Below are 24,198 nucleotides of genomic sequence, written 5' to 3'. Positions count from 1 at the left end.
CAATCCGCAATGTCTTCTCGAACTGATTGATGCTCGGCAAGCTGTTTGCCGAAAGTTTTCCGCTGCGTTACGCGTTGGCAGGTAATCTCGAGCGCGCGTTGAGCCGCACCGATTAAACGCATGCAGTGGTGCATGCGCCCGGGGCCTAGGCGCCCTTGTGAGATCTCAAAGCCTCGTCCTTCTCCAAGAAGAATGTTGTCTTTGGGTACGCGGCAGTTTTCGAAGCGAAGTTCAGCGTGACCGTGGGGGGCGTCGTCGTAACCCAAAGTTGTCAGTGGTCGGATAATATGTAGCCCAGGCGTGCCTTTGGGGACCAATACCTGAGACTGTTGCAGGTGGCGCGATGGATTGTTTGGGTCGGATTTTCCCATCACGATAAAAATTTCGGTCTTTTCGTACATCGCGCCGGTAATAAACCATTTGCGCCCATTGAGTACCCACTCATCCCCGTCTGCTTCGATAGAGAGTTCGACGTTAGTGGCGTCACTTGACGCCACCTGAGGTTCGGTCATGGCGTAGGCAGAGCGTATCTCGCCTGCAAGTAAAGGCGTCAGCCAACGATCCCGTTGCGTTTTGGTGCCATATTTCATGAACACTTCCATGTTGCCGGTGTCGGGTGCGTTACAGTTGAAAACTTCGGCGCTCCATGCGACTCGTCCCATCGTTTCAGCCAATGGTGCGTAATCGAAGTTGCTCAGTCCACCAAAGTCGGTGTATTCGCCATGTGAGGGCGGGATAAACAGATTCCACAGGCCTTGTTCTTTGGCCTTTTGCTTCAGTTCTTCAACGATGGGCACCGGTGCGAAGCGGTTGTCTGCAGTGGCGAGTTGATGTTCGAAGGTGGACTCATTCGGATAGATATACTGGTCCATAAACTGCTGTAATTGGGTCTGAAATGCCTGGGATTGTTCGCTGAACTGGTACATGGTTTTCTCCTAGTGGTGGCAGCACCATATGTCGAGACACTGGATTGGTACAACCGTATTTTGGTTTAACCTTGCGTTGACTTGCGGTAGATCAAGGGTGATACACCGATAGTGCGTTTAAACAATCGAGAAAAATACAGCGGGTCGTTGTAACCTAACTCAGCTGCTATGGCCTTTACGCTAAGAGTGCTGGCATCGAGCAATTCACAGGCGTATTCCATTTTCATGTTCAAAAAGTGCTGAATAGGCGGGTAGCCCGTCAGGCGTTTGTAACGGTTAGAAAAATGGAATTTTGATAAAAAAGTGGCTTGTGCGAGCTCATCTAAACTAATGTGGCTATTCAGATGCTCGCGCATCAGCTGTTGTGTCGCCTCTAGGTCCAAGCCTTTCGGAGCAACTTGTTGATAGCGCGTTTGGCCAAGCTCCGTCAGCAGCAGTTTGAGTCTATTGGCTAGAGTTAAAAACGCGCTCAGGTCGTAGCCGGTTCTGGCGACGTCGAGCAAGCCTTGAAAAGCCGAGCGTAGCTGGGGGTGGTTGCCGACGTGGGTCACTCGGTAGTCTGCGTGTTGGAGCAGATAGTCGGTAAAGTCTTGCGCTTTGTTGCCTAAATAGTGAATCCAAAAGATGGTCCAAGGTGTGTTTCTTAGCGCCCTGTAGCTGTGTGCTTGCCCTTTTGGGAGTACGATGATGTCGCCGGCCTCGATATCGTGTTGGTTTTGGTTGGTGGTAAGTTTTCCGCGGCCATCAACGCAATATATGATCAGGTAATCGTCATGGATTGCGCGTTGCATACGGTGGCCCTTGGCTCTAGGGTAGTAGCCCAGAGCAGTGGGGTATAGGTCTTCACTCAGCGCATGTGCTTGCATGCGCTCTAACATAAACGCTGGGCTGACGATGCGGCTGCCCTTGGGAGGCAGTGGCCATTGCGATGGTAAACTCATGCCAATAGGTTATTCGATAAGAGCAATATAGTCCATGTGTTTCCCAAGATCGGTAATATCGGGTCGTCAAACCTCGTGTTAGCTTAGCGTTTGTCACGTTTATTAGAGTAAATATTATGAAGCGCGTTCCTTTGTTTATTAACGGCGAGTTCGTTCAAAGTTCGTCTCAGCAGGTCATGCCCGTTATCAATCCTGCGAACCAGCAGGTCTTAGCTGAAGTGCCAATGGCGACTGCGACCGAGGTAGATTTGGCGGTGGCGTCGGCCAAAGCGGCGTTTGAGACCTGGCGTTTGGTGCCGGTGGCAGAGCGTGCGCGCGTTATGATGCGCTATCAAGCCCTGTTAAAAGAACATCATGACGAGCTGGGTGAAATTCTAGCAAATGACACTGGCAAAACGTTTGAAGACGCCAAAGGTGATGTGTGGCGTGGAATCGAGGTAGTCGAGCAAGCGGCTAACGTACCCTCGAACATGATGGGTGAAACGGTTGCTAATGTCGCTGGCGGAATCGACACCTACAGTTATATTCAACCTTTGGGCGTGGTGGCAGGTATTACGCCGTTTAATTTTCCAGCTATGATTCCACTGTGGATGTACCCCTTAGCGATTGCTTGCGGTAATACCTTTGTTTTAAAGCCGTCTGAACAAGTGCCCCTAACCCCCATCCGTTTGATCGAATTATTCATCGAGGCTGGCGCACCCAAAGGTGTGTTAAACATGGTTCACGGTGGCGCGGAGCAGGTCGATCAAATATTGGCGCATCCTGATGTTGAAGCCGTGTCGTTTGTTGGGTCGACGCGTGTGGGTGAGCACATTTATAAAACCGCCACCGCTGCAGGCAAACGGGCCCAGTGTATGATGGGCGCTAAAAACCATATGGTGATTATGCCCGATGCTGATCGCAATTCTACTTTGAATGCTTTGGTGGGCGCTTCGGTGGGTGCAGCGGGTCAGCGCTGTATGGCGATTTCGGTGGCTGTATTCGTCGGTGATTCGTACGAGTGGGTCGAGGAGTTGAAAGAGCGTATGAGTAAAGCTCGACCCGGTGTCTGGAATGATGCGGGCGCCAGCTACGGCCCTATCATTTCAAAAGCGGCACATCAGCGAGTACTTGGCCTCATTGAAAAAGGTGTCGAGCAGGGCGCGCGCTGTTTGCTCGATGGTCGCAATGTGCAAGTTGAAGGTTACCCCGATGGCAACTGGGTGGGTCCCACCCTGTTTGCGGACGTCACGACGGACATGGCGATCTACCAAGAGGAGATCTTTGGTCCTGTATTGTGCTGCATGCGGGTCGATACCTTAGATGAGGCCATTGGTTTAATTAACCGCTGTCAGGTCGGTAACGGCACTTCTATCTTCACCGCCAGCGGTGGTGCGGCCAGACACTATCAAAGCGAGATCAAGGTGGGTCAAGTCGGTATTAATATCCCGATTCCGGTGCCACTGCCGTTTTTCTCGTTCACAGGATGGCGTGGTTCTTTCCGAGGTGATTTGCACGCCTATGGCAAGCAGGCGGTGCGTTTTTACACCGAAACGAAAACCATTACTTCAAAGTGGACGCATACCGAGCCCAGTGTCGGTACGCAACCGAATATGAGTATTAACTTGCGCTAAAAAGAGGCACTGCTATGGACTTTTCCTTAAGCGATGAACAGCAAGCTTATGTCGATAGTGCAAGGGCATTTGCCCAAGCAGAAATGGCGCCACATGCGGCTCGGTGGGACGCCGAGTCCATTTTTCCGGTAGACGTTCTGCGCCTGGCCGGAGAGATGGGCTTTATGGGTATGTACACCCCAGAGTCTGCTGGTGGCTTGGGAATGTCGCGTTTAGATGCCAGTTTGATTGTCGAAGAGCTCGCTCGGGGGTGCACGACCACGGCAGCCTTTTTGACCATTCACAACATGGCCACGAGCATGATTGGTAAATACGCCAATCCCGAGATCATTGAGCAATGGTGCCCTGAACTGGTTATGGGTGCCAAGCTGGCATCGTACTGTTTGACTGAACCTGGCGCGGGGTCTGACGCTGCCTCACTGCGCAGCAGTGCTGTGCGTGATGGCGACCATTACGTGGTGAATGGCGCTAAAGTGTTTATTTCTGGAGCCGGGTCAACTGACGTGTTGGTTGCGATGCTTAGGACCGGTGACGCGGGTGCAAAGGGTGTGTCGGCCTTCTTGATTCCCGCTGATGCTGAGGGCATTAGCTACGGTAAAAAAGAGGAAAAAATGGGCTGGAATGCTCAGCCTACGCGCATGATCAGCTTCGATAATGTTCGTGTACCGGTAGCGAATCGTCTCGGCAAGGAAGGGCAAGGGTTCGCTATCGCCATGGAGGGTTTAGATGGTGGCCGAATCAATATAGCCACCTGCTCGGTCGGGACTGCACAGCAGGCTTTGGTGGAAGCCACGGCCTACGTGCAGGAACGGCAGCAGTTCAATCAAAGTATCGCGGAATTCCAGGCAACGCAGTTTCGCTTGGCAGATCTGCAAACCGAGCTCGTCGCGGCTCGGAATATGGTTCGTTTAGCGGCCTTTAAATTGGACGCAAATGATCCGCAAGCCACTACCTACTGCGCTATGGCTAAGCGTTTCGCGACCGATGCGGGCTTTGATGTGTGTAATCAGGCGCTGCAGCTGTTCGGGGGTTACGGGTACATTCGCGAATACCCCATGGAACGCTTTGTGCGCGACACGCGCGTGCATCAAATACTGGAAGGCACAAACGAAGTGATGCGGGTTATCATTGCCCGACGAATGTTAATGGAAGGCGCCTTGGAGGTCATAAAATGAGTATCAGCCCATCAGAAAAAGTGAAAGTGGTTATCGACGGGCACACGGCCTTGATTACCATCGATAATCCGGCCGCGAATACCTGGGATGTTGAGAGTTTGCCTGCTCTGCGTGACGTGGTTGCGGCTCTGAATGCAGATCGTTCCATTTTTGCGCTGGTGATTACGGGCGCTGGTGAAAAGTTTTTTTCGGCAGGTGCGGATCTGAAATTATTTGCCGATGGCGACCCTGCCAACGCTGAGACCATGGGGCGTTTATTTGGTGAAGCCTTCGAGGCGTTGGCCGACTTCCGTGGCGTGTCGATTGCGGCCATCAATGGCTTTGCTATGGGCGGGGGGCTCGAGGTAGCGTTAGCCTGCGATATTCGCATCGCCGAGCAACAAGCGAAAATGGCGCTACCTGAGGCGCGCGTTGGTTTGTTGCCTTGCGCCGGTGGTACGCAACGTTTGGCCTGGCTGGTTGGCGAAGGTTGGGCTAAGCGCATGATTTTATGCAACGAGCGGGTCGATGCAGCGACGGCCGAGCGCATTGGTTTGGTCGAGCAAGTGGTAGAGACTGGTCAGGCCTTTGACGTCGCCAAGCAATTGGCAGCTCAGGCAGCACAGCAAAGCCCGATTTCGGTCGCTATGTGCAAAGAGCTTATCCACTCTGCACGAGATAAAGCGATAGCCGATGGTTTAGTGGGCGAGCGCGAAAAGTTCACCGCACTTTTCTCCACTGAAGATCAGCGCGAGGGTGTTAACGCCTTTTTAGAAAAGCGCGAGCCCGTATGGAAGAACGCGTAATGGCAGTGATCGTTGCGGAACATGAATGTGCACAAGGGCTATTAGGGCATTTAACGCTCGACGTGCCGAAGACGCTGAATTCGTTAACGCTTGATATGGTCGACGCACTGCAAGCCGCGTTGGATGATTGGCGCGACCGAGATGACATAGCGGTCATTCTGATTGATGGCGCTGGCGAAAAAGCTTTTTGCGCCGGGGGGGATGTGCAGGCTTTGCGCGAGTCCTCTATGGCCACTCCCGGTGGACCTTGTGAATACGCGGAAACTTTTTTTACCCGTGAATATCGCATGAATTTCACCCTGCATACTTATCCTAAGCCCATTATTTGCTGGGGCAGTGGTATCGTGATGGGCGGTGGCTTGGGCATTCTTGCCGGCTGTGATTTGCGGATTGTGACTGAAACAACCCGCATTGCCATGCCCGAGGTGACGATCGCCTTGTTCCCCGATGTTGGCGGTAGCTGGTTTTTGAATCATATGCCTGGGCGCACAGGCTTGTTTTTGGGCATCACCGGGGCATCGATTAATGCGGGCGACGCCTTGTACACGGGGCTTGGTAATCGCTTCATGAGCAGCGATCAATACACTACCTTGATTGCCGACTTAACCGCGGTCACATGGTCGACCGATGCCAAACAAAACGGTGACTGTGCGCGTTCAGTCGTCGCAAGTTTGTCTGCTTGCACAGATGCTGAACCACCGGAATCGGCGGTAGCAAAGCATCGTGCTCTAATCGACGATTTATGCGATGCCGATCAGATATTAACAGTATTTGATCGCATTACAGCGCATGTTGACTCTGATGATCGCTGGTTGTCGAAAGCGGCTCAAGGATTGGCGCACGGTTCGCCACTGGCGGCCTTGTGGATTGCGCGCCAGTTGCATGAAACGCGTCACGCGTCTTTAGCTGAGGTGTTTCAAGCCGAAATTCAGCTGGGCACCAACATTATGCGCCATCCCGAATTTGCCGAGGGTGTCAGAGCATTATTGGTGGATAAGGACCGTCAGCCCAATTGGCAATTTAAAAGCCCAGAGGAAGTTCCGGTAGCTGTGTTGGACTCGTTTTTCCAAGCGCCATGGGAACAAAACCCCTTGGCTGATTTGACTTAGTAGGAAGCAGTGATGGCAAATGTAGCGTTTATTGGTCTGGGTAATATGGGCGGTCCTATGGCTGCCAATCTCATCAAAGCTGGGCATAAGGTGTGTGTCTTTGATTTATCAGATGCCGCTTGTCAGGTTTTGGAGGCCCAAGGAGCGGCGCGCGCAAATTCAGCGTTAGAGGCAGCTAGTGGCGTGGATTACGTGATTAGCATGCTGCCAGCGGGCAAACATGTTGCAGCGGTGTACTTGGGTGAAGACGGCCTGCTCGCCAATATAGACTCATCAACGGTAGCGCTAGATTGTTCCACCATTGATGCCGCCACTGCGCGTCAAGTCGGTGAGGCGGCCGCCGAGCTGGGCATCGGGTTTATGGACACACCGGTGTCGGGTGGTGTTGCCGCTGCGGCAGCCGGGACCTTAGCGTTTATGTGTGGCGGTCCAGAGGCGGTATTCCCTAAAGCCAAGGCTATTCTTGAGGGCATGGGCAGTAAAATTTTCCACGCCGGTCCTGCCGGCGCAGGCCAAGTAGCAAAAGGCTGCAACAACATGTTGTTAGCTGTGCATATGATCGGCACGTGCGAGGCGCTTGAGATGGGCGCTCGGAATGGCTTAGATCCAAAGGTGCTGTCTGAAATTATGTTGGCCAGCTCCGGTCGGAATTGGTCCTTGGAAGTCTATAACCCCTATCCGGATGTCATGTCCAGCGCGCCTGCGAGTAACGATTACAAGCCCGGATTTATGGTGGACTTGATGGTGAAGGATTTGGGGCTTGCGGCTCAAATTGCGGAGCAATCTGGTGTCGATAACCTGATGGGTAAGTTGGCGCAGTCTCTCTACGAACAGCATCAAGCTCAGGGTCATGGCCCCCGCGACTTTTCCAGTATTCTAGAGCGCTTACATCAAGCCTAAGACTTGAATCTTTTGATACCGTGGTTGATGAGACAGCCACGGTACACCTACGCTCCCGTTACCACTTTTCGGCGCATAGACCCATCATTTGGTCGCCTAGTGTTTACCGTTGGTCGAGCCTCCCTAGGTTATCGCTTGCGCTGGCGCTATGCTAGGGCCCATCAATTCATAGGAGAGTGTTGTGCGTAAATTATTGATTGTGGCTATGGCGCTGACGTTAACGGCGTGTTTTGACGTCGAGCAACGTTTAGTCGTGGTGGGTGAGACGGCGACTTATGACGCTTCGGTTGTGGTCAAGTCGGATACTCTAGAAACCCTCGAGGATTGGAGCGAAGACGACCATTGTGACATTCAGGTCGATGAGTTGGATAACGAGTTACCCCAAGGTGTGGAAAAACGCGTGACGCAGCATGTCGATGAAGATGGGTTACACTGTGGCGTGACCTACGAAGGACCCATTAGCGCCATGCGGCAACTGACTTTAAATAAGACCGGTGAGGGTAAGAGTCAGTTATTTGCTATGCGCGAATTAGGTCCCGATTATTTTCGCATCGAGTCTCGTTTGGATGATTATCAAGTCGAGGTTGATGATAGCGCCATGGGTCGTATTGCTCGAAACCTAATAGCGCGTATGTTCAACGATACTCACTTATCGTGGTACCTCGAAGCACCCGCGATTATTTCGAGCAATGGCGAAATTGCGGAGGACGGCAAAAGCGTACGCTGGAAAACATCTCTTAGCGATATGATTAAAGGTGATGCTGAGCGCGTGTTTTACGTCGAGTTTTCAACGCACCCGACGGGCGCAATCGAAATTTAGCCGACAAGTATCTTATGATTCCTCATTCCGACGCGGCCGAGCGCAATAAACACGCCATTTTAGAGGTGTTGAAAGCCTATCTTGCGCCGGGCGCGCAAGTTCTGGAGATTGGGTGTGGCACGGGACAACACGCCGAGTATTTTGCGCGTCAGTTGCCCGGTATCACTTGGATACCGTCGGATAGACTTGAGTCTTTGCCCTTGTCGGAAGAGCGCTTGCACCAAGCTCAATTACCTAACCTGGTGTTACCTGTGAGGGCTATTGATGTGTCGCGCTTACAGTGGCCGGTCGGTCTCGTAAGCGCAGTTTTTACCGCCAACACGCTCCACATCATGTCGTGGGAAGAGGTCGAAGCTTTATTCTTCCAAATGCCCAGAGTCTTGTTAAGTGGCGGCGTATTTTTGACCTATGGCCCCTTTAATGAGGCTGGTGCTTTCACTAGTGCGAGTAATGAAGCCTTCGACCAGAGTCTGCGGGCGCGCAAGCCGAGCATGGGCATTCGTGATATTGTTGACCTAGAGGCACTGGCGCAGCGCTCTGGCTTAGCGCTTCAAGCGAAATACAACTTGCCTGCTAACAACCAAATTCTAGTATGGGTGCTCGCAGACTAGAATCCTATGCGTCCCACAATAGTTTGGCGATCATGGCGATGAGTGTCAGGTTAAGTGTCCAATAAATAAAACGCTCGCCGCGCGCGACCGAGATTCTGACCCCAAAATACGCGCCGATTACGTTGCCTAATGCCAAGGCGCCGCCAAGCAGCCACACAATTTGACCTTGGGAAGCAAATACCCAAAGCGCCACGATCGAGAAAAAAGCGACGATGAAGACCTTGTGCATGTTGGTCTCGACCAGGGATAAGCCCATCACGCGCGATAGAATGGGCATGATTAAAAAGCCAACGCCAATTTGAATAAACCCACCCCAAATTCCCGCTAACGCCATGAGCAGGTGGCCCGCGATTAAGCGTGGTCTCGAAATAGCGCCACGTTCTTGCACTTGCTCGTTGGTTTTCCAAGAGCTTTGAAACTGCATGATGATCATGACCAAAATCATGACGCCTGCTAAAACTTGATTAAAAAGTTCGCCTTCAAGCCTTACACCAGCGTAGGCTCCAGCCAAAGCGCCGGGGAGGGTCGCTAGTGATAAGGTAAAGCTCAGTTTGAAAGCGCTAAACCCACGATTGCGAAAGGCCCAGATAGCGGTGAGGCTTTGCAGTAAAATGCCAATGCGGTTGGTGCCGTTCGCCACAGGTCCGGGTAAACCTAAGAAAACCAATGCGGGCACCGTGAGAAGCGAGCCGCCGCCTGCGACAACATTCAAAAATCCCGAGGCCGCGCCCAAAAAGGCGAGTAGGGCGAGTGCTTCAGGGCTGATTGTCATACGAGGATCTCTTCGCTGAGTGTCCGCATGGTGACGAACTCTTCCGCAGCTGTTGGATGAATACCGATAGTGGCATCAAATTGAGCTTTGGTGGCGCCCATGTTGATGGCAATGCCCAAACCCTGCATGATTTCGCCAGCGTCAGGGCCAACCATATGCGCACCTAGGACTCGGTCGGTGTCTCCGTCGACAATCAGCTTCATGAAACTGCGCTGCTCACGCCCGCTAATGGTGTGCTTCATCGGTTTGAAATCGCTGCGATAAATTTTTAGATGAGCATATTGCTCGCAGGCCTGTTCCTGAGTCAGTCCGCAGGTGCCGACCTGTGGTTGGCTAAATACCGCAGTCGCGACGTTTCGATAATCGGGCGTGTTACCGCCTTGGCCGAACTGCTGGTGCGCAAAAGCCATGCCTTCCGCCAGTGCTACTGGCGTAAGCTCCGGCCCGCCAATAATGTCACCTAGGGCATAAATGGTGGGGACTGCTGTTTGGAAGTTTTCGTTAACGGCAATAGTGCCATCCGTGTTCAGGGTAACGCCCGTTTCGAGGGCGCCCAAACCGTCTAAATTTGGCCGTCGGCCAATGGCGTACAAGACCGCGTCAAAATGTGCCTCGGTGCCATCGTTAAAATGCGCCAAGATGCCTTCGCCCGCTTGCTCGAGGCGGGTGACATCGGTGTTCATACGTAAATCAACGCCTGTCATTCTGACTTCATTCAGTAAATGACGGCGAATGTCGAGGTCAAAGCCACGCATGAACAACTCGCCTCGGTACACCTGAGTGACTTTAGATCCCAGTCCGTTGAATACTCCTGAAAACTCAGTCGCGATATAGCCGCCGCCAATGGTTAACAAGCGGTTGGGAAAACTGGGTAGGTCGAAGATTTCGTTCGAGGTAATTGCAAGTTCGCTGCCGGGAATGGTAGCGACGACAGGCCAGCCGCCCGTGGCAATGAGAATTCGATGGGCGGTCAGTGTTTGCTCGCCCACTTGCACCGTGGTGGGTGAGGTGATTGTACCGCGGCCATCAATGACGGTCGCGCCCGAGTTATTGAGCATGTTGCGATAGATGCCATTAAGACGACCGATCTCTTTTACCTTTGCTTGGGTAAGCGTTGGCCAGTCGAACTCTGGCGTATCGTTAAAGCGCCAGCCGAAGCCTTCGGCATCCTCCACTGCTGCGCCAAACTCCGAGGCGTAGACGTAGAGTTTTTTCGGGACACAGCCCACATTGACGCAGGTGCCGCCCATGTAGCGATCTTCAATGATGGCCACGTTGGCTCCCAAGCTGGCGGCGATACGCGCTGCTCTCACACCACCTGAGCCAGCTCCAATGACGATGAGGTCGTAGTTTGAACCCATTTTCACACCTTTTTACCGAAAGTCGGTTATTGTAGCAGTGAACTGATTGTGTCCATACTGCTAACATCGACGCATACCGAAGAAGGAAGACCTATGAAAAAATCAGTCGTCATAAGCGCGCTCGTAGTCGTTTTATTGTTGTTGGGTATTAATGCCGCACCTATGATGCTGGGCATCGCGACTGGCTACACTGCAAAACAGTTGTGCTCGACACACTTTGTGGCTGAATTACCGGATCAATTCATTTGGGACACGGACGTTTACCCCAGGATGGAGCTAATGGGCCCTTTGCGCCCCTTGTTGTCGTACGAGGTAGATGAGCCCGGTCGTGTCGTCAGCTCGTCACTGCTTGGTTTTACCTCGACGGCGCGCTATTTAGGCGCCACGGGCTGTACCTTAAACGCTCCAGAGACGGCTGATTATGTGGTGCCTAGACCCAATGGTACCGCGCAACCCGATGTGGGTGTTCCCGATTATTTGGTCGATTTAGTCGATGAAGCATTCTCTGAGCCCACGGGTGAAGGTCGCAACACGCTGGCGGTATTGGTCATGCATAAGGGCGAGTTGATCGCCGAGCGCTATGCTGCACCGGTAACGAACGCGACACCCATGCAAGCATGGTCAATGAACAAGAGTTTGATGGCCACTTGGGTGGGAATGCAGGTCAACGCCGGCCGCTTACGTACCGATTTGCCGATCAAAGAAAGTTTGCAAGCACGTTATCCAGATCGCCCAGAGCTGTATGAAAGTTTGTCTGATGATTTGTCGCTTGAGCATTTTATGGCCATGTCGACAGGCCTAGATTTTGAAGAGCAATACACCCCTGGGGATGATGTCACTAAAATGCTGTATCGCGCCGACGTCGCTTGGGAAGTCCCTGTGATGCAGGGGCATATGGACGAACCTGGGAATTTATTCCGCTACTCGAGTGGTGATACCAATGTGGTCTCTTACTTTTGGCAGCAAACGCTGACCGAGCCTTACTGGCAGTGGATTGATACACGGTTTAGTCAGGTGTTGGGGTTAGAAGATCTTACCGCTGAGCCCGATGTGTCGGGGGTACAGATTGGCTCTTCTTATCTGTATATGACACCGCGAGACTGGTTAAAAGTTGGCGAGTTTTGGCGTCAGTCGCTGGTTGGCGACCAAACTCTGTTGCCCGAGGGTTGGATGAATTATGTGACTACGCCCAAACCCTCCAGTGTGCGCAAAGATTACGGTTTAGGGTTCTGGCTGAATAATGATGGCGTTGCTTTTCCCGATGCGCCTGAAAACCTGTTTTATGCCGGTGGTAACAGCGGTCAGTTCGTGGTGGTGTTGCCGGATCAGGAATTGGTCGTCGTGCGTCTGGGTCTGAGCCGAGTTCATGAAGGTATGAATGCCTTGTTAGCGGGTTTGGTCGAGCAACTGGGTGATACTGACTGAGTGCCAGACTGGGTTATACTGCTGCGACGACGAATAAGGAGTCACAATGAGCGAATACGTGTTAGTAGAGATTCAAGACGGCGTGGCGACGCTTACCTTGAATCGAGCATCGGCGTTTAACGCGATCAGTTTGGATTTGGCAAGGTCCCTGAACGACGCGGCGGAGCAGGTCGCTGCCGACAGCGCGGTGCGAGTGGTTGTGTTGACCGGCGCGGGTGACAAGGCATTTTGCGCCGGTGGCGACGTGGCATCGTTTGCCGTATCTGAGCAAGCGGATAAAGACTTGGCAGAAATCACGCTGTATTTGCATACCGCAATTTCGCGTTTAGCCCACATGGCAAAACCTTGGATCGCCAAGGTGAATGGTGTGGCTGCGGGCGCAGGTTTAAGCTTGGTCGCAGCGGCGGATTTAGCCATTGCCAAAGACACCTGCAAATTTACGAGTGCATACACCGGGATCGGCTTGTCACCCGACGGCAGTTCATCTTGGTTCTTGCCGCGCGTTATTGGGGTGCGCCGCGCGACGGAACTGTATTTGACCAATCGCACTTTGAATGCGGAAGAAGCCCTAGACTGGGGCTTGCTGACTCGTGTCGTTAACGGCGATAGCCTAGACGCGGAGGTGGACAAATTGGCCGCTCAGCTCGCATCGGGTCCTACGCTTGCCTACGGCAAAGTCAAAAAATTAATGCTGTACACGCAAACGGATTCGCTAGAATCTCAGATGCAGCGAGAGACCCGCTACATTGCTGAATGTGCGATGACTGAAGATGCCCAAGCTGGCTTTCAGGCCTTTGTGAACAAGCAGAAACCGGAGTTCCATGGACGATAAAGGTAAAGCCCTGCGGGTGCCGCGGGTTTTTCGGCAGAGACTTCGTGATCGCGCGGTCGACAAAGTTCGACAAGACATGATTCACGCGGGGCGCACCGAGAGCGACTATAGCGATGAAGACCTAGAGTTCCTGATCGCTGAAAAAGAGCGCGAAATCTGGTCGAGTATTGGTTGGCGTGGTTTTGGAGTTGTCGCTTTGCTATTGGGCATTAATATCGGAATTTGACATGTCCCTGTTTAAGTTCGCGAAATACTCGACCTTACTGTTCTTTATGAAACGCCATAAGAAGCAGCTGCATCGACTGGGGGCAACGGCTCTGCTGCTGTTGGTGTCGTATTTTTTGTTGGGTGATTTACAGGACTTTTTTGCCCAGACTCACCCAGATTTAGCCATTTACATGTTGGTGGCGAAAAGTGCGTTGCTGTACGGCGCCGCCGGCATACTGATATGGCAGTGGCGCCCCAAGCCAGACAGTTCGACCTCAAATGTTAAGGCGAAATCGGATGCACTTTCGATATCAAAAAACCAAGAGCTGACGCAAGATGCGGCAAGCTCTCGCCTCGATGCCTTTAAAAATTTGGACCAGCACGACAAGCTGCGGTCGCGTTACCAAGCCATGATGAAAGATAAGTCTGGGCGATAGCAATTAGTTTGGTTGGCGCGTTTGTAAGTAGGCGATTATATTTAATAAACCTTCATCATCGACTAAGTTGGCCATGCTCTGCATTTGCGCACCTAATTGGTCAGCCTGATGACTGCCCCGGCGTTTGTCTTGGAACGCTTTCATTTGGGCTAACAGATACCAGTCGTCAGCGCCGGCAAGGGCCGGAGCATGTAGGACGTTTTTACCCTCACCATTGCGTCCGTGACAACCGGCGCATAAGTTACGATAGGTGGTCGCACCTTGTTCAGCGTCCCCAGTTAGTGTCCGGTCCTTGGTGGTACTGGGTAAGGAGTTGATATAGATCGCGAGATTGCGCTTTTCGGCAATATTGTCCCAGCCCTCAACCGATGCCGCCATAACCGCTGCGGGTGTGCCGGGCTCTCCCGACCGCACACCTGTCGCGTAATTCTGCAGCTGACGCACAATATAAACAGGTTGTAGGTGGCTCAGCGCTGGGGCATTCAGAGCGACATTACCCTCTGCTTGGGCTCCATGGCAGGCGCTGCATTCGACGAAGCGTGCCTTGCCGGCCTCAATATCTACTTCAGCTTGAGCCAATGTTGCGCTGATGGTCAGCATAAAAACAAGTAGTGCTTTCACGGGCGCCTCGCGTTGAATTTTCGAGGCGCAAGTATAGTCGATCTCAATAAAAAAGTGGTGGTCGACAAGTGACCGAGTTCGTCTTAGTCTTAGCACTAACCTGTTGCGGCGATAGGCATGGTATCAATAAGAACGAAGTGGATGTATGGCTCGGGCGGAGCGGTTTATGCAGCAAAAGAAGCCGCCTACACCATGTTTGTGTTGCTATTTTATACTCAAGTTTTGGGCTTGTCTGGGACGTTAACAGGTCTTGTTATCTCCATTAGCTTACTGTTTGATGCTGTCTCTGACCCATTGGTAGGTGCTTGGTCAGATCGACTACGTTCCGCTTTGGGACGTCGTCGGCCCTTCATGATTGGCGGACTCGTCCCCGCCGGCCTCGGCTTTCTGGGTTTGTTTGCGCCGCCGGAAGCTCTGGGTCAAAGTCAGTTCGCGCTTGCGGGGTGGCTGTTGTTTTGGTCACTTTGGGTGCGCATAGCCGTAACATTCTTTGCTATTCCGCATTTGGCTCAATCCACAGATATCACTCAGGATTACCACGAGCGATCGAAAGTCATCGGTGTTCGGATGGCTGTTATGTTTTTTGTTTCTGTTATGTTACCTGCGCTTGCGTTGACGACGATTTTTGCGGAGAAAGATGGCATTGATGGACGTTTTGTAGGCGATCGATATTTCTATTACGGCCTGATGAGCTGCTTGCTGGTTTGGGTCACGGGGACTGTGAGCTGTGCTTTGAAGGCGCCAACTCCCGCTGTGCCAGCTCTATCGCACTCGATGGTAAACGCTTTCGTGAAGACGTTTACAAATCGTAATTTTCGATTTTTATTGGGGTACGACATCTTTGCGACAGTCTCGTATGGCGTGATTGTCAGCTTAAATATGTTGGCTTGGATTTATTTTTGGGAATTCTCGGCTTTCGAAATATCGCTTATCTTGGCCGGCCCAAGTTTGGTTGCTATTGGTGCTGTCATGGCGACCTTAAACTTTTGGGTGCACCGCTATGAAAAGCCCAAAATTTTGCGTTTTGCCCTGGGCATGATGATGGTAAACGGCGTCTGGTTATATCCGCCTCGCTTGCTGGGTTGGTGGCCAGAGAATGGTGAGCCGATCATTCTATGGATAAACTTACTGTTTATGTTTGTCTTTATGTATTTCTTTTTACTGCGTGCCATTATGTCGCAATCTATTGCCGCCGATATCGCCGATGAGCACGATTATCGGACGGGGCACAGACAAGAAGGTAGCTTTTTCGCGGCGCTCAACTTCTCGACCAAAATGGCCTCGGTATTGGGGCCGGCCTATGGTGGGGCGGTGCTTGATATTATTGGTTTAAGCCGTGATATGCCCCCGGGATCAGTGCCAGAGAGCGTACTCAATGGCTTGGCGGGATGGTACATGGCAGGCGCAGGCGCGCCCTTAGTCATGGCTTTTTTACTGACGTTTGGCATGTTGCTAACTCGGGCTGAAATTACACGCATGCAAGTCGCGGTTGCCCAGCGCATTACCAACGATAACCAAAGCGGACTTTAATACTTTGATCAATTTCATCTACGCCGTCTACCGCGCCCGAATCGTACTCTAGGCTATATTCGGCGGCCGCCTGAATATTCATCATCAAGGGGATTTTTAAACCGATACGGGTATCTAGGACCACATCAGACAGGCTGTCTAGGTCCCAGATACCTTTGTGATTGAGATACAGCTCGGTATCGTCGCCAAGAATATCGCTGCCAATATTGAGACTCCAGTTGGCACCCGGGTACGTTTTGTCTTCGGAGTTGATGTAGTTTTCCTGTACGTAGGTCAGACCGAGTTCGGCGGATAGCTTGAATCGGTCAGCGTCATAGAACTGACGGCCGAAGTAGGGGCCTAGGTAAAAACGCATGTCGAGGTCAGCGAAGATATCTTGTTTTAATGAGCTGTTGACGCCGAGATAAGTCGTGCCACCCATAAAGCGGTCGTATTTGCCGCTAATTAACCAGTTCTCGGCGTTTTTCATGCCCTCTGATTCATCCAGTTCACCCTCAGCGGTGACGGCAAAGCGATCGTCTTCCCCCGTCCATTTAGCTTCAATGCGGTAATCCAGCTGGTCGGTGTCAGAGTTTCCGCGTTGCTGCACCAGCGCTAACGATGCGCCGCCTTCGTGTTTGTAGCCTTCACCAATCTGCCAAGGCTCTGGGTTCATGGCGACAATATCGGTGAGCGCAACAGTCGCCTCTGCTTGTGTGCCTACTGTGTGCAATACGGGCTTTTCGTCAACCAACTCGATCAACACGTTTTCGAGGACTGTGCCGTTACTGAGTTTTACCACGACAGGGTCATGTGTGCTCATTTCAACAATTTTTTTTGCGTCGATTTGAAGTGTGCCGGCGAAGTCTGTGTTGATATGAACTTTGCCGTTTTTAATGTTGCTGACGGTGCCGTGAATAATGGATCCGTTGGCCAAGGTGATACTGTCTAGACTGCTTGAGTCACCGGTACCAGCGACCGTGTTAGAGGTCTGAACGGTCGACCAGATAGCGATTAACAATAGTGCAAAACGCATGATGTTTCCTGTTAATTTTGTTGATCTAAGCGCTCCTGCGCTCTAAAGCCGCGCAGGGTAGCGTGCTCAGCTCAAAAATCAAGCAAAACAGGGCTTAATCTTTGGAGACTTTGATTATCCGGCCGTTGGCGCCGTCGGTGACGATGTACAGGGCGCCCTTGGGGCCGACTCGGATGTCTCGTACGCGTTCACGAATTTCGGGAAATACAGATTTTTCAGAGGTGATTCTGCCGTCCTTAAGCACAAGTCGACGGACTTCACGATCTACTAAAGCGCCGACAAACAGATCGCCCTGCCACTCAGGGAACATGTCGCCACGATAAATTGCAAAGCCCGAGGGTCCGATACTCGGTGTCCAGTAATGAATGGGTTGCTGCGTCCCTGGGTATTCGGTATACGGAGACACGCGCGCGCCGCTGTAATTTACGCCGTAGGTGGCGAGAGGCCACCCATAATTGTTGCCGCGCTCGATGCGATTGATTTCATCCCCGCCTTTGGGCCCGTGTTCGTGCAAGTACAGGTTGCCATCGGCACTATCAATTGCTAACCCTTGAGGGTTGCGGTGGCCATAGCTCCAGATGCGTTCACTGAGCTCTCCTTTGAATGGATTACCGTCAGCTACCGAGCCATCGAGTTTAATACGCAACACCTTGCCAAGCTCGGACCGTTTGTCTTGGGCTGACTCGCGATAATCAAAACCGTCACCTGTTGTTATAAACAGCGTATCATCTTGGCCAAACACCATACGCCCGCCATAGTGTTGCGGGGTGTCTTTTAGCGTTTTTGCCCAGAAAATATCTCGACCATTTTTCAGTTCCATGTCGACTAGGTCTGCGGCATAAATCGCGGTGCTATTGCCGTCGGGTGTGCCTTTGGCATACGACAGATAAACGCGCGTACCGCCGTCTGTGGCTTGGGTTAGGACATCGAAAAATCCGCCTTGCCCAGCGAAATAGGTATCCGGTACGCCATTGAGGCTTGTTTTCGTCCCATTTTTTGCCAAGTGCAGTAGTTTGCCGGAACGCTCAGTCACTAGGTAGTCACCGTTGGCCAAGAATGCGATGCTCCAAGGATGATCGAGGTCGCTGGCCAGTTCTGTCAGCTCATAGTCTGCGAGTACTGGTACAGACAGGAGCGCGAAGACGCAGACCGTCTGCTTTAGGTATCGACGAATAGACATAGCTGGCTTCCTATCTTTATTGTTGCGTGTCAGTATAGTGCAAGAAATTAGCGAAGGTGTGAAGCATATGTGGCGTTATGTTAAGGCGTATTTTGCTGCCGTGATCATGATTTACCTTTTGGGCTCGATAGCGATTACGCAAATGAACTTGGCCAGTCTGCAAGATCTTGGGGCGAGCGTGCCTTGGCCGGTTCGGCTCAATACAACGTGGTTGGATCTGCAGGGCTTGCTCATGCCCTACTTAGTACTTGTGAGTATCGCGGCCCTCCTTGCTTTTTTAGTGACTGGTCAAATCTCCCGCTTTTTTCCGACGCACAGAGTGTGGCTCTACGCTTTGGCAGGTTTTGTTGCCTTGTTAGCCATGCATTTAATCTTGAAGGCGGTGCTTGGTTTGTGGGGTGTTGCCGGCGCCCGTCCCATGCTCGGTCTACTGTTGCAAGGCTTTGCCGGCGCGTTGGGCGGTTGGGCTTACGCCCACTGGAGTCGTCGGCCCTCGACCCTTTTTATTGATTAGTGTTTGAAGCGCCATCGAGTGTGGCGCTAGCCTTTGTGGCGTGTTACTCGGTGCGCAGCACAATCTTGCCAAAATGCTGACCTCGCGCCATGGCGTCCTGAGCTTTCTCGGCGTCTGCAAGTGGATAAACCGAATCAATAACAGGTGATAAGGTGCCCTGACTTAAGGCTGCACTGAACTGTTGAGAGATAGACCGCGCCATGTTGGCTTTTGCGTCAAAAGATTGTGGACGCAAGGTGGAAGCCAATAAGCTGAGGCGCTTCATTAAAACCAAACCAAAATGAATTTCGGCGACGAATCCATTCTGGTAAGCGATATTGACGATTCGCCCCTCGAGGGCCGCTAAGTTGATGTGTTTTTGAATATAGTCACCGCCGACCATGTCAAAAATGACATCCACACCGCGACCTTCGGTAAAGTCTTTGGCCACTATTTCAAAGTCTTGCTCACGGTAGTCGATTACTAAGTCGACGCCAAGATCTCTGAGGCGCCGGCACTTTTCTGCACCGCCGGCGGTCGCAATAACTTTTGCGCCCCACAGTTTTGCCATTTGCACCGCAATGCTGCCAATGCCGCTCGATCCGCCTTGAACGAGCAGTGTTTCGCCGGGTTTTAACTGGGCTCGTTCGAACACATTATGCCAAGCCGTTAGCAGCGCTTCGGGTAAACCCGCTGCGGCTTCGAGCTCGATATTATCTGGCACGAGCAGGCATTGATCTTCTCGAATAGCACAGTAGTTCGCGTAACCACCGCCATGAACCAACGCACAAACACGGTCTCCTACCTGCCATTGCGTCACATCAGAGCCCACGGCGGCGACTACGCCTGCGACCTCTAGCCCCAAAATCGGTGAAGCGTCTGCTGGTGCTGGGTATAGACCCTGTCGCTGCAGCAGGTCGGCGCGATTAATCCCTGCCGCACTGACTTTAATCAAAACATCTCGGCCCTCAGGCGGTACTAAGACGGATTCGTTTAGAACTAGGGATTTGCTCTCTGGGTTGACTGAAATGTGCTTAAACGTAGCGGGCAAGTGCATGCGGATGTCCTATTATTGAGCAGAGGGTAACTGCCTTGGGTCTGATAATGACAGAGTGCCATTTAAGCACACCAATTCGTCCATTAGCACTGGAAAAAAAGGTGCCGACCATGAATACTAGGTTATGTTTGAGCCGTAAACACACAATACTAAAGAGGAGGTTCACATGACACCGAGCGAGCTCGAAGCTCAGGTAATTAGCCCCTTAGCTGCGTTTTATCAGCAAGTTGAGCAGCAGCCCGATCGCGTGGCCTATATTCAGCCCTACGCGGGCGGCGTGATAAAACAGTGGCGCTGGGCGGAGGTTGCGGATGAGGCCGAGCGCGTCGCGAGTCATTTGCTTGCTCAGGGACTGCAGCGCGGCGATCGTGTGATCCTCTTCTCGAAAAATTGTGCCCATTGGATTATGGCCGATTTGGCCATATGGATGGCGGGCGGGGTGACCGTCCCCCTTTATCCCAACTTGGCCGCAGAGACAATTCGGCAAATTATCGAGCACAGCGGTGCCAACTACGCGTTTGTCGGCAAGCTCGATAACTTTGAGGCCATGGCGCCGGGATTACCCGAAACTCTGCCCATCATTCGCTTTCCGGATGCGCCAGACATTACGGATTCTAGCGACTGGGAAACAATTTTGACCAGCTCGGAACCGCTCGCCGAGCGAACCGAGCCCGATATGGATGAGCTGGCAACCATTGTCTATACCTCGGGCACGACGGGGATGCCAAAAGGTGTTATGCACAGTTTTAGGACGGTAGGTAACACCGGAATTTTATCGGGCCTACTCTACGATGCTAATGCGAACGATCGTTGTTTGTCTTATCTGCCTTTGGCGCACGTGGCTGAGCGAGCTGCGCTAGAAACGGCGCAGCTGTACAGCGGGTTCACGGTGTACTTTGCGTATTCACTGGATACCTTTGCCGAAGATTTACAGCGCGCGAGGCCGACGCTATTTTTTGCCGTCCCTCGTATTTGGATGAAGTTTCAGCAAGGGGTATTGGCTAAAGTGGGCGAGTCCAAGCTGAACTTCTTAAAGCGCTTGCCCATCCTAGGTAATATTATCCGGCGTAAGTTGTTAGAGGGATTGGGACTGGATCAAACTCGAGTCGCGTTAAGCGGCGCTTCGCCGTTAAGCATTAGTTTGATCGAGTGGTACCGCGATTTGGGTCTTGAAATTCAAGAAGGCTACGGCATGACCGAGAACTTCGCCTACTCGCACAGCACCCCAGTGGGCGAGTCAGTGCCCGGTACAGTGGGGCGCGCGAACCCCGCGGTAGAATGCGTGATTAGTGACATAGGTGAGGTCTTAGTGCGCTCGCCCACAACCATGGTGGGTTACTACAAAGCCCCCGAAATTACCGCGGAGACGCTTACTGAAGACGGGTTCTTGCGCACCGGTGATCAGGGTCGCATCGATCAGGACGGTCGTTTGCATATTACCGGTCGTGTCAAAGAACTGTTCAAAACCAGCAAGGGTAAGTATGTTGCGCCCGCGCCGATAGAGAATCGCCTGCTGGCCAATTCTTTAATTGAGCAGGTCTGCGTGACGGGTGCCAACTTACCGCAGCCCATCGCGGTGCTTAACTTAAACGATGTTGCTCAAAGTGAGATCGCGAGTGCCGACTCGGTCAAAGCGATTGCCAATGAGCTCGCGGCCCATTTAGATACACTAAACCAAACGCTTGACCCGCACGAACGCTTAAGTTGCTTGATTGCCGTGCCTGAACGCTGGACTCCTGAAAACGGGTTTACCACCCCAACGCTTAAGATTAAGCGCAACGTCATTGATGAAACCTACGCTGAACATTACGAGGCCTGGTCCACACAAGGCGCTAAAGTCATTTTTAAATAACAACAAGGAATCAAAATGCTGTCTATTCGTTTAAAACACGCGTTGTTAATGGGGCTCATGAAAAGCCTCGCGGGCTTGGGTCCTGGTATGTCGCACTTGGCATTTACGGGACCGGGTTCCAGCCGGCAGTTGTGCCGTTATGTGCTCGACCAAGGTTATACCAAGATTTTGGTGGCCAGCGATAAAATCTTGCGCGAACTCGGTGTTACCGAGACCGCAGTGAAAGAGCTGTTAGAAGCGGGCGTCGAGATCGCGTATTTCGATGATATTGAGCCGAACCCAACCTTCGAGCAGGTCAATGCTGGCAAACATGTACTCAAAGCTGCGGGTAGCCAAGTCATCATCGCGGTTGGCGGCGGCTCGGTCATTGACTGCGCTAAGATTATGTCGGCTGCCGCTACGAGTGACGAAGACCCGAAAAGCTGGGTGGGCTTTGGTAAGGTTAAGCACGAGACTATTCCGCTTTATGCCATTCCGACGACGGCCGGTACTGGCTCTGAGGCAACCGCCGGTGCGGTGATTACCAATGTCCAAGATCACGCCAAAGTCGTGATTAGCGGTGCATCCTTGTTACCCAAGGCGGCGGCGGTTGATCCTGCTCTGCAGCAAGGGTTGCCGCCGGCTATCACGGCCGCAACGGGTATGGATGCGCTTACTCACGCGATTGAGGCGTACATTTGCACCTGGGATCGAGGCACCCGCAAAGAGCAGGCGCGAGTTGCTATTAAAACGATTTTTCAGGCTTTGCCTAAAATTTACGCGGACGCGTCTGACCATGACGCCCGGGGTGCGATGGCCATGGCAGCCTATCATGCAGGCTTGGCGATTAACCAGGTGAATGTAGGTAACGTGCACGCCATCGCTCACCAGTTTGGAGCCTACTATGGTGTGCCACACGGTTTAGCAAACGCTGTGGTATTGCCCTACGTGCTGGAGTTCAGTAAGGGGCCTGCAGAGGTGGCGCTGGCCGAGTTGGCAGATTTGGTAGGGGTGGGCGCCGATTCGGCCACACAGGGCGCTAAAGCCCAAGCCTTTATCGATGCTGTGAAAGCCCTAAATACCACCCTAGACATCGGTACGACGTTGGATGCCATAAAACGTGAAGACCACGCCGCGATTGCTCAAGCTGCTGTGCTAGAGGCTGTATCGTATCCGGTACCCCGTTTGATGATGCCCGCCGATGTCCTAGCGATGCTTGAGGCGATGACGGTTTAGTTCGGCATCGTTATTAAATGACCTAATAAGAAGGGGGTCAGTTCAATGGGCTCCTTTCTTAATGCATCTGCTAAGGCGTAAAGCGCCTACAGAGTCGCTATCCACTCGTTGATCAATTCAATTTGTCGAACGGCCTCAGGGTCCGCGCCGGGTGCTGTAGCGAAGCCATGCTCCGAATCCGCAAAATGCTGATAATACGTTGCCACACTAGCTTTGATTAGGGCGTCTTTAAAAGCGATGCCCTCGTCGCGCAAAGGGTCATTCTCGGCGGTAGATAGAAAGGTCTTGGGCATCGTGCTGAAATCTTCATACGTGCCGGGCAAAGCGGTCTTGGCTTTGGACTCGGCTGTGGCTAAGTCTGAAAATTTTTCCCCCAGATACGTATTCCAAAAATAGTGCATCAACGTTTTGCTGAGCGCATAGCCTTTACCTTTATCGATGTAGCTTTGATAGCCTGACAAATAGTACTCGGTGACCGGGTAAATTAGCACTTGGCCCGCGAGACTAGCGCGAGCGATCTCGGGCAGATTGAGTGAGACCGCGGCCGCAAGGTTGCCCCCGGCGCTGTCACCCGCAACGATCAGTTGGGTGCTTGCATCGGTGAGTACATCCAGCTGCTCTGCCGCCCAGATGGTAGCGTCTAGTGCATCTTCAAATGCAGCCGGGAAACGGTGCTCTGGCGCCAGACGATAGTCGATAGCAAGGACTGCACACCCTGTCACTTGATTGAGCTTGGCGCACAAGGCATCGTGGGTTTCTAGGTCGCCTATCACCCAGCCACCACCATGAAAGTAAACGATCAGCGGTTTGCCCTCATCGCAGGCCGAATAATGTCTGGCGGGAATTTTACGAGTGTCGTCGCGGCTGGGTATGTTTACAGGGTGGGTGCGTTGTGTGTGTGCCTCTGGATTGGCTTTGCGGTTTACATTGACGTAATACCGCCTAAGTATCCAAGCAAGTATTTTTTGTATCATTATTTTCGCTTTTTGTTGTCAATAGGGTCTAACTATCGGACAGTTTTACGACAGTCGCAAGTGTGTCGGCGCAATTAGCAAGTTTTGTGCTTAGACTGAGCCTTCACTTGAAACACAGGATTTTGACTATGTTCTCTGATAGATCAACTCAAGAGCTTGACGATGAGCTCGATTTTTCTATTACTAAGGGGGTTACGGTTGCCTTCGTCTACAAGGCGCACCAAGTCATCTTGAACCTTGCGACATTTTCATCGCGAGAGCAAATCTGGGTGGACGATGAAAAGGTTGTCGACGCGAAGGTGTTTGCACTGCGAAGCGAGCACGTTCTGAGTGTGGGCGATGAGGAA

General features: G+C 52.3%; 25 protein-coding genes. 16 read left to right on the top strand and 9 right to left on the bottom strand.

All coding sequences use genetic code 11. The features are described from left to right. Both ACTF5Z_RS06385 and ACTF5Z_RS06380 read right to left on the bottom strand, forming a co-directional pair. Positions 1-926, bottom strand: a 926-nt coding sequence (locus ACTF5Z_RS06385; protein ID WP_438984936.1) for an acyl-CoA dehydrogenase family protein, incomplete at its 3' end; no start/stop codon positions are given. 65 nt (positions 927-991) lie between these two features. Next, positions 992-1,867: an AraC family ligand binding domain-containing protein gene (locus ACTF5Z_RS06380; RefSeq protein WP_438984935.1), complete on the bottom strand. Its 876-nt coding sequence runs from the start codon at positions 1,865-1,867 to the stop codon at positions 992-994. A gap of 116 nt (positions 1,868-1,983) precedes the next feature. On the opposite strand from ACTF5Z_RS06380, the gene ACTF5Z_RS06375 reads away from it, so the two are divergent. The 7 genes from ACTF5Z_RS06375 to ACTF5Z_RS06345 all read left to right on the top strand — a co-directional run bounded on the left by ACTF5Z_RS06375 (position 1,984) and on the right by ACTF5Z_RS06345 (position 8,880). Beyond that, positions 1,984-3,480 (top strand): CoA-acylating methylmalonate-semialdehyde dehydrogenase, encoded by a 1,497-nt coding sequence (locus ACTF5Z_RS06375; protein ID WP_438984934.1) that lies wholly within the window; start codon positions 1,984-1,986, stop codon positions 3,478-3,480. A 14-nt stretch (positions 3,481-3,494) separates the two neighbouring features. After that, complete coding sequence (locus tag ACTF5Z_RS06370) at positions 3,495-4,655, top strand: acyl-CoA dehydrogenase family protein (RefSeq protein WP_438984933.1); 1,161 nt, start codon at positions 3,495-3,497, stop codon at positions 4,653-4,655. After that, the gene (locus tag ACTF5Z_RS06365) at positions 4,652-5,440 is read left to right on the top strand and encodes an enoyl-CoA hydratase (protein WP_438984932.1); all 789 of its coding nucleotides are present in this window, start codon (positions 4,652-4,654) and stop codon (positions 5,438-5,440) included. The genes ACTF5Z_RS06370 and ACTF5Z_RS06365 overlap by 4 nt, the downstream gene beginning before the upstream one ends. Further along, on the top strand, positions 5,425-6,549 hold the full coding sequence (locus ACTF5Z_RS06360; RefSeq protein WP_423850046.1) for an enoyl-CoA hydratase/isomerase family protein: 1,125 nt from the start codon (positions 5,425-5,427) through the stop codon (positions 6,547-6,549). The genes ACTF5Z_RS06365 and ACTF5Z_RS06360 overlap by 16 nt, the downstream gene beginning before the upstream one ends. Positions 6,550-6,561: 12 nt before the next feature. Then, the gene (gene mmsB, locus ACTF5Z_RS06355) at positions 6,562-7,449 is read left to right on the top strand and encodes a 3-hydroxyisobutyrate dehydrogenase (RefSeq protein ID WP_423850047.1); all 888 of its coding nucleotides are present in this window, start codon (positions 6,562-6,564) and stop codon (positions 7,447-7,449) included. 181 nt (positions 7,450-7,630) lie between these two features. Further along, entirely contained in the window at positions 7,631-8,269 is a 639-nt protein-coding gene (locus ACTF5Z_RS06350; protein ID WP_438984931.1) for a hypothetical protein, read from the top strand. Between the two features lie 14 nt (positions 8,270-8,283). Continuing rightward, positions 8,284-8,880, top strand: coding sequence for a DUF938 domain-containing protein (locus ACTF5Z_RS06345; RefSeq protein ID WP_438984930.1), 597 nt, complete (start codon positions 8,284-8,286; stop codon positions 8,878-8,880). 4 nt (positions 8,881-8,884) lie between these two features. Here the strand turns inward: ACTF5Z_RS06345 and ACTF5Z_RS06340 are convergent, their stop codons facing one another. Next, positions 8,885-9,652 (bottom strand): sulfite exporter TauE/SafE family protein, encoded by a 768-nt coding sequence (locus ACTF5Z_RS06340; RefSeq protein WP_438984929.1) that lies wholly within the window; start codon positions 9,650-9,652, stop codon positions 8,885-8,887. Beyond that, on the bottom strand, positions 9,649-11,013 hold the full coding sequence (gene gorA / locus ACTF5Z_RS06335; RefSeq protein WP_423850051.1) for a glutathione-disulfide reductase: 1,365 nt from the start codon (positions 11,011-11,013) through the stop codon (positions 9,649-9,651). Before gorA ends, ACTF5Z_RS06340 begins: the two co-directional genes overlap by 4 nt. A 93-nt stretch (positions 11,014-11,106) precedes the next feature. Here gorA and ACTF5Z_RS06330 point away from each other — a divergent pair, with 93 nt between their 5' ends. The 4 genes from ACTF5Z_RS06330 to ACTF5Z_RS06315 are packed head-to-tail and all read left to right on the top strand — an operon-like array spanning position 11,107 to position 13,914. Further along, positions 11,107-12,438 carry a serine hydrolase domain-containing protein gene (locus tag ACTF5Z_RS06330; protein ID WP_438984928.1) on the top strand — a complete coding sequence of 444 codons (1,332 nt, stop codon included), beginning with the start codon at positions 11,107-11,109 and terminating at the stop codon, positions 12,436-12,438. 46 nt (positions 12,439-12,484) lie between these two features. After that, a complete protein-coding gene (locus ACTF5Z_RS06325) occupies positions 12,485-13,270 on the top strand; it encodes an enoyl-CoA hydratase/isomerase family protein (RefSeq protein ID WP_423850053.1) in 786 nt (261 codons plus the stop codon). Beyond that, positions 13,260-13,496 (top strand): hypothetical protein, encoded by a 237-nt coding sequence (locus ACTF5Z_RS06320; protein ID WP_423850054.1) that lies wholly within the window; start codon positions 13,260-13,262, stop codon positions 13,494-13,496. The genes ACTF5Z_RS06325 and ACTF5Z_RS06320 overlap by 11 nt, the downstream gene beginning before the upstream one ends. 1 nt (position 13,497) lies before the next feature. Next, the gene (locus ACTF5Z_RS06315; RefSeq protein WP_438984927.1) at positions 13,498-13,914 is read left to right on the top strand and encodes a hypothetical protein; all 417 of its coding nucleotides are present in this window, start codon (positions 13,498-13,500) and stop codon (positions 13,912-13,914) included. A 3-nt stretch (positions 13,915-13,917) separates the two neighbouring features. Here the strand turns inward: ACTF5Z_RS06315 and ACTF5Z_RS06310 are convergent, their stop codons facing one another. Beyond that, on the bottom strand, positions 13,918-14,535 hold the full coding sequence (locus ACTF5Z_RS06310; RefSeq protein ID WP_438984926.1) for a c-type cytochrome: 618 nt from the start codon (positions 14,533-14,535) through the stop codon (positions 13,918-13,920). 117 nt (positions 14,536-14,652) lie between these two features. Here ACTF5Z_RS06310 and ACTF5Z_RS06305 point away from each other — a divergent pair, with 117 nt between their 5' ends. Then, positions 14,653-16,065 carry an MFS transporter gene (locus tag ACTF5Z_RS06305; protein ID WP_438984925.1) on the top strand — a complete coding sequence of 471 codons (1,413 nt, stop codon included), beginning with the start codon at positions 14,653-14,655 and terminating at the stop codon, positions 16,063-16,065. Here ACTF5Z_RS06305 and ACTF5Z_RS06300 read toward each other — a convergent pair. Together ACTF5Z_RS06300 and ACTF5Z_RS06295 are read right to left on the bottom strand one after the other, a co-directional pair. Next, on the bottom strand, positions 16,037-17,080 hold the full coding sequence (locus ACTF5Z_RS06300; RefSeq protein WP_438984924.1) for a DUF481 domain-containing protein: 1,044 nt from the start codon (positions 17,078-17,080) through the stop codon (positions 16,037-16,039). The genes ACTF5Z_RS06305 and ACTF5Z_RS06300 overlap by 29 nt on opposite strands. 94 nt (positions 17,081-17,174) lie before the next feature. Next, positions 17,175-18,260, bottom strand: a complete 1,086-nt coding sequence (locus tag ACTF5Z_RS06295; RefSeq protein WP_438984923.1) for a PQQ-dependent sugar dehydrogenase — start codon at positions 18,258-18,260, stop codon at positions 17,175-17,177. 67 nt (positions 18,261-18,327) lie between these two features. On the opposite strand from ACTF5Z_RS06295, the gene ACTF5Z_RS06290 reads away from it, so the two are divergent. Beyond that, positions 18,328-18,774, top strand: a complete 447-nt coding sequence (locus ACTF5Z_RS06290) for a hypothetical protein (protein ID WP_423849670.1) — start codon at positions 18,328-18,330, stop codon at positions 18,772-18,774. Positions 18,775-18,817: 43 nt separating this feature from the next. Here the strand turns inward: ACTF5Z_RS06290 and ACTF5Z_RS06285 are convergent, their stop codons facing one another. Next, the gene (locus tag ACTF5Z_RS06285) at positions 18,818-19,810 is read right to left on the bottom strand and encodes an NAD(P)H-quinone oxidoreductase (RefSeq protein ID WP_438984922.1); all 993 of its coding nucleotides are present in this window, start codon (positions 19,808-19,810) and stop codon (positions 18,818-18,820) included. A gap of 166 nt (positions 19,811-19,976) precedes the next feature. Here ACTF5Z_RS06285 and ACTF5Z_RS06280 point away from each other — a divergent pair, with 166 nt between their 5' ends. Further along, on the top strand, positions 19,977-21,662 hold the full coding sequence (locus tag ACTF5Z_RS06280; RefSeq protein ID WP_438984921.1) for an AMP-binding protein: 1,686 nt from the start codon (positions 19,977-19,979) through the stop codon (positions 21,660-21,662). Positions 21,663-21,677: 15 nt separating this feature from the next. Next, on the top strand, positions 21,678-22,877 hold the full coding sequence (locus ACTF5Z_RS06275; RefSeq protein ID WP_438984920.1) for an iron-containing alcohol dehydrogenase: 1,200 nt from the start codon (positions 21,678-21,680) through the stop codon (positions 22,875-22,877). Between the two features lie 86 nt (positions 22,878-22,963). Here ACTF5Z_RS06275 and ACTF5Z_RS06270 read toward each other — a convergent pair whose 3' ends face one another. Further along, positions 22,964-23,851 (bottom strand): alpha/beta hydrolase, encoded by an 888-nt coding sequence (locus ACTF5Z_RS06270; protein WP_438984919.1) that lies wholly within the window; start codon positions 23,849-23,851, stop codon positions 22,964-22,966. Between the two features lie 128 nt (positions 23,852-23,979). Between ACTF5Z_RS06270 and ACTF5Z_RS06265 the strand changes: the two genes are divergently transcribed. Next, positions 23,980-24,198, top strand: a 219-nt coding sequence (locus tag ACTF5Z_RS06265) for a hypothetical protein (RefSeq protein ID WP_438984918.1), incomplete at its 3' end; no start/stop codon positions are given.

It is taken from the genome of Aequoribacter sp. (assembly GCF_965659035.1).
In the GTDB taxonomy this organism is placed as follows: domain Bacteria; phylum Pseudomonadota; class Gammaproteobacteria; order Pseudomonadales; family Halieaceae; genus Aequoribacter.
This window is presented reverse-complemented; position numbering and strand designations above follow the sequence as displayed.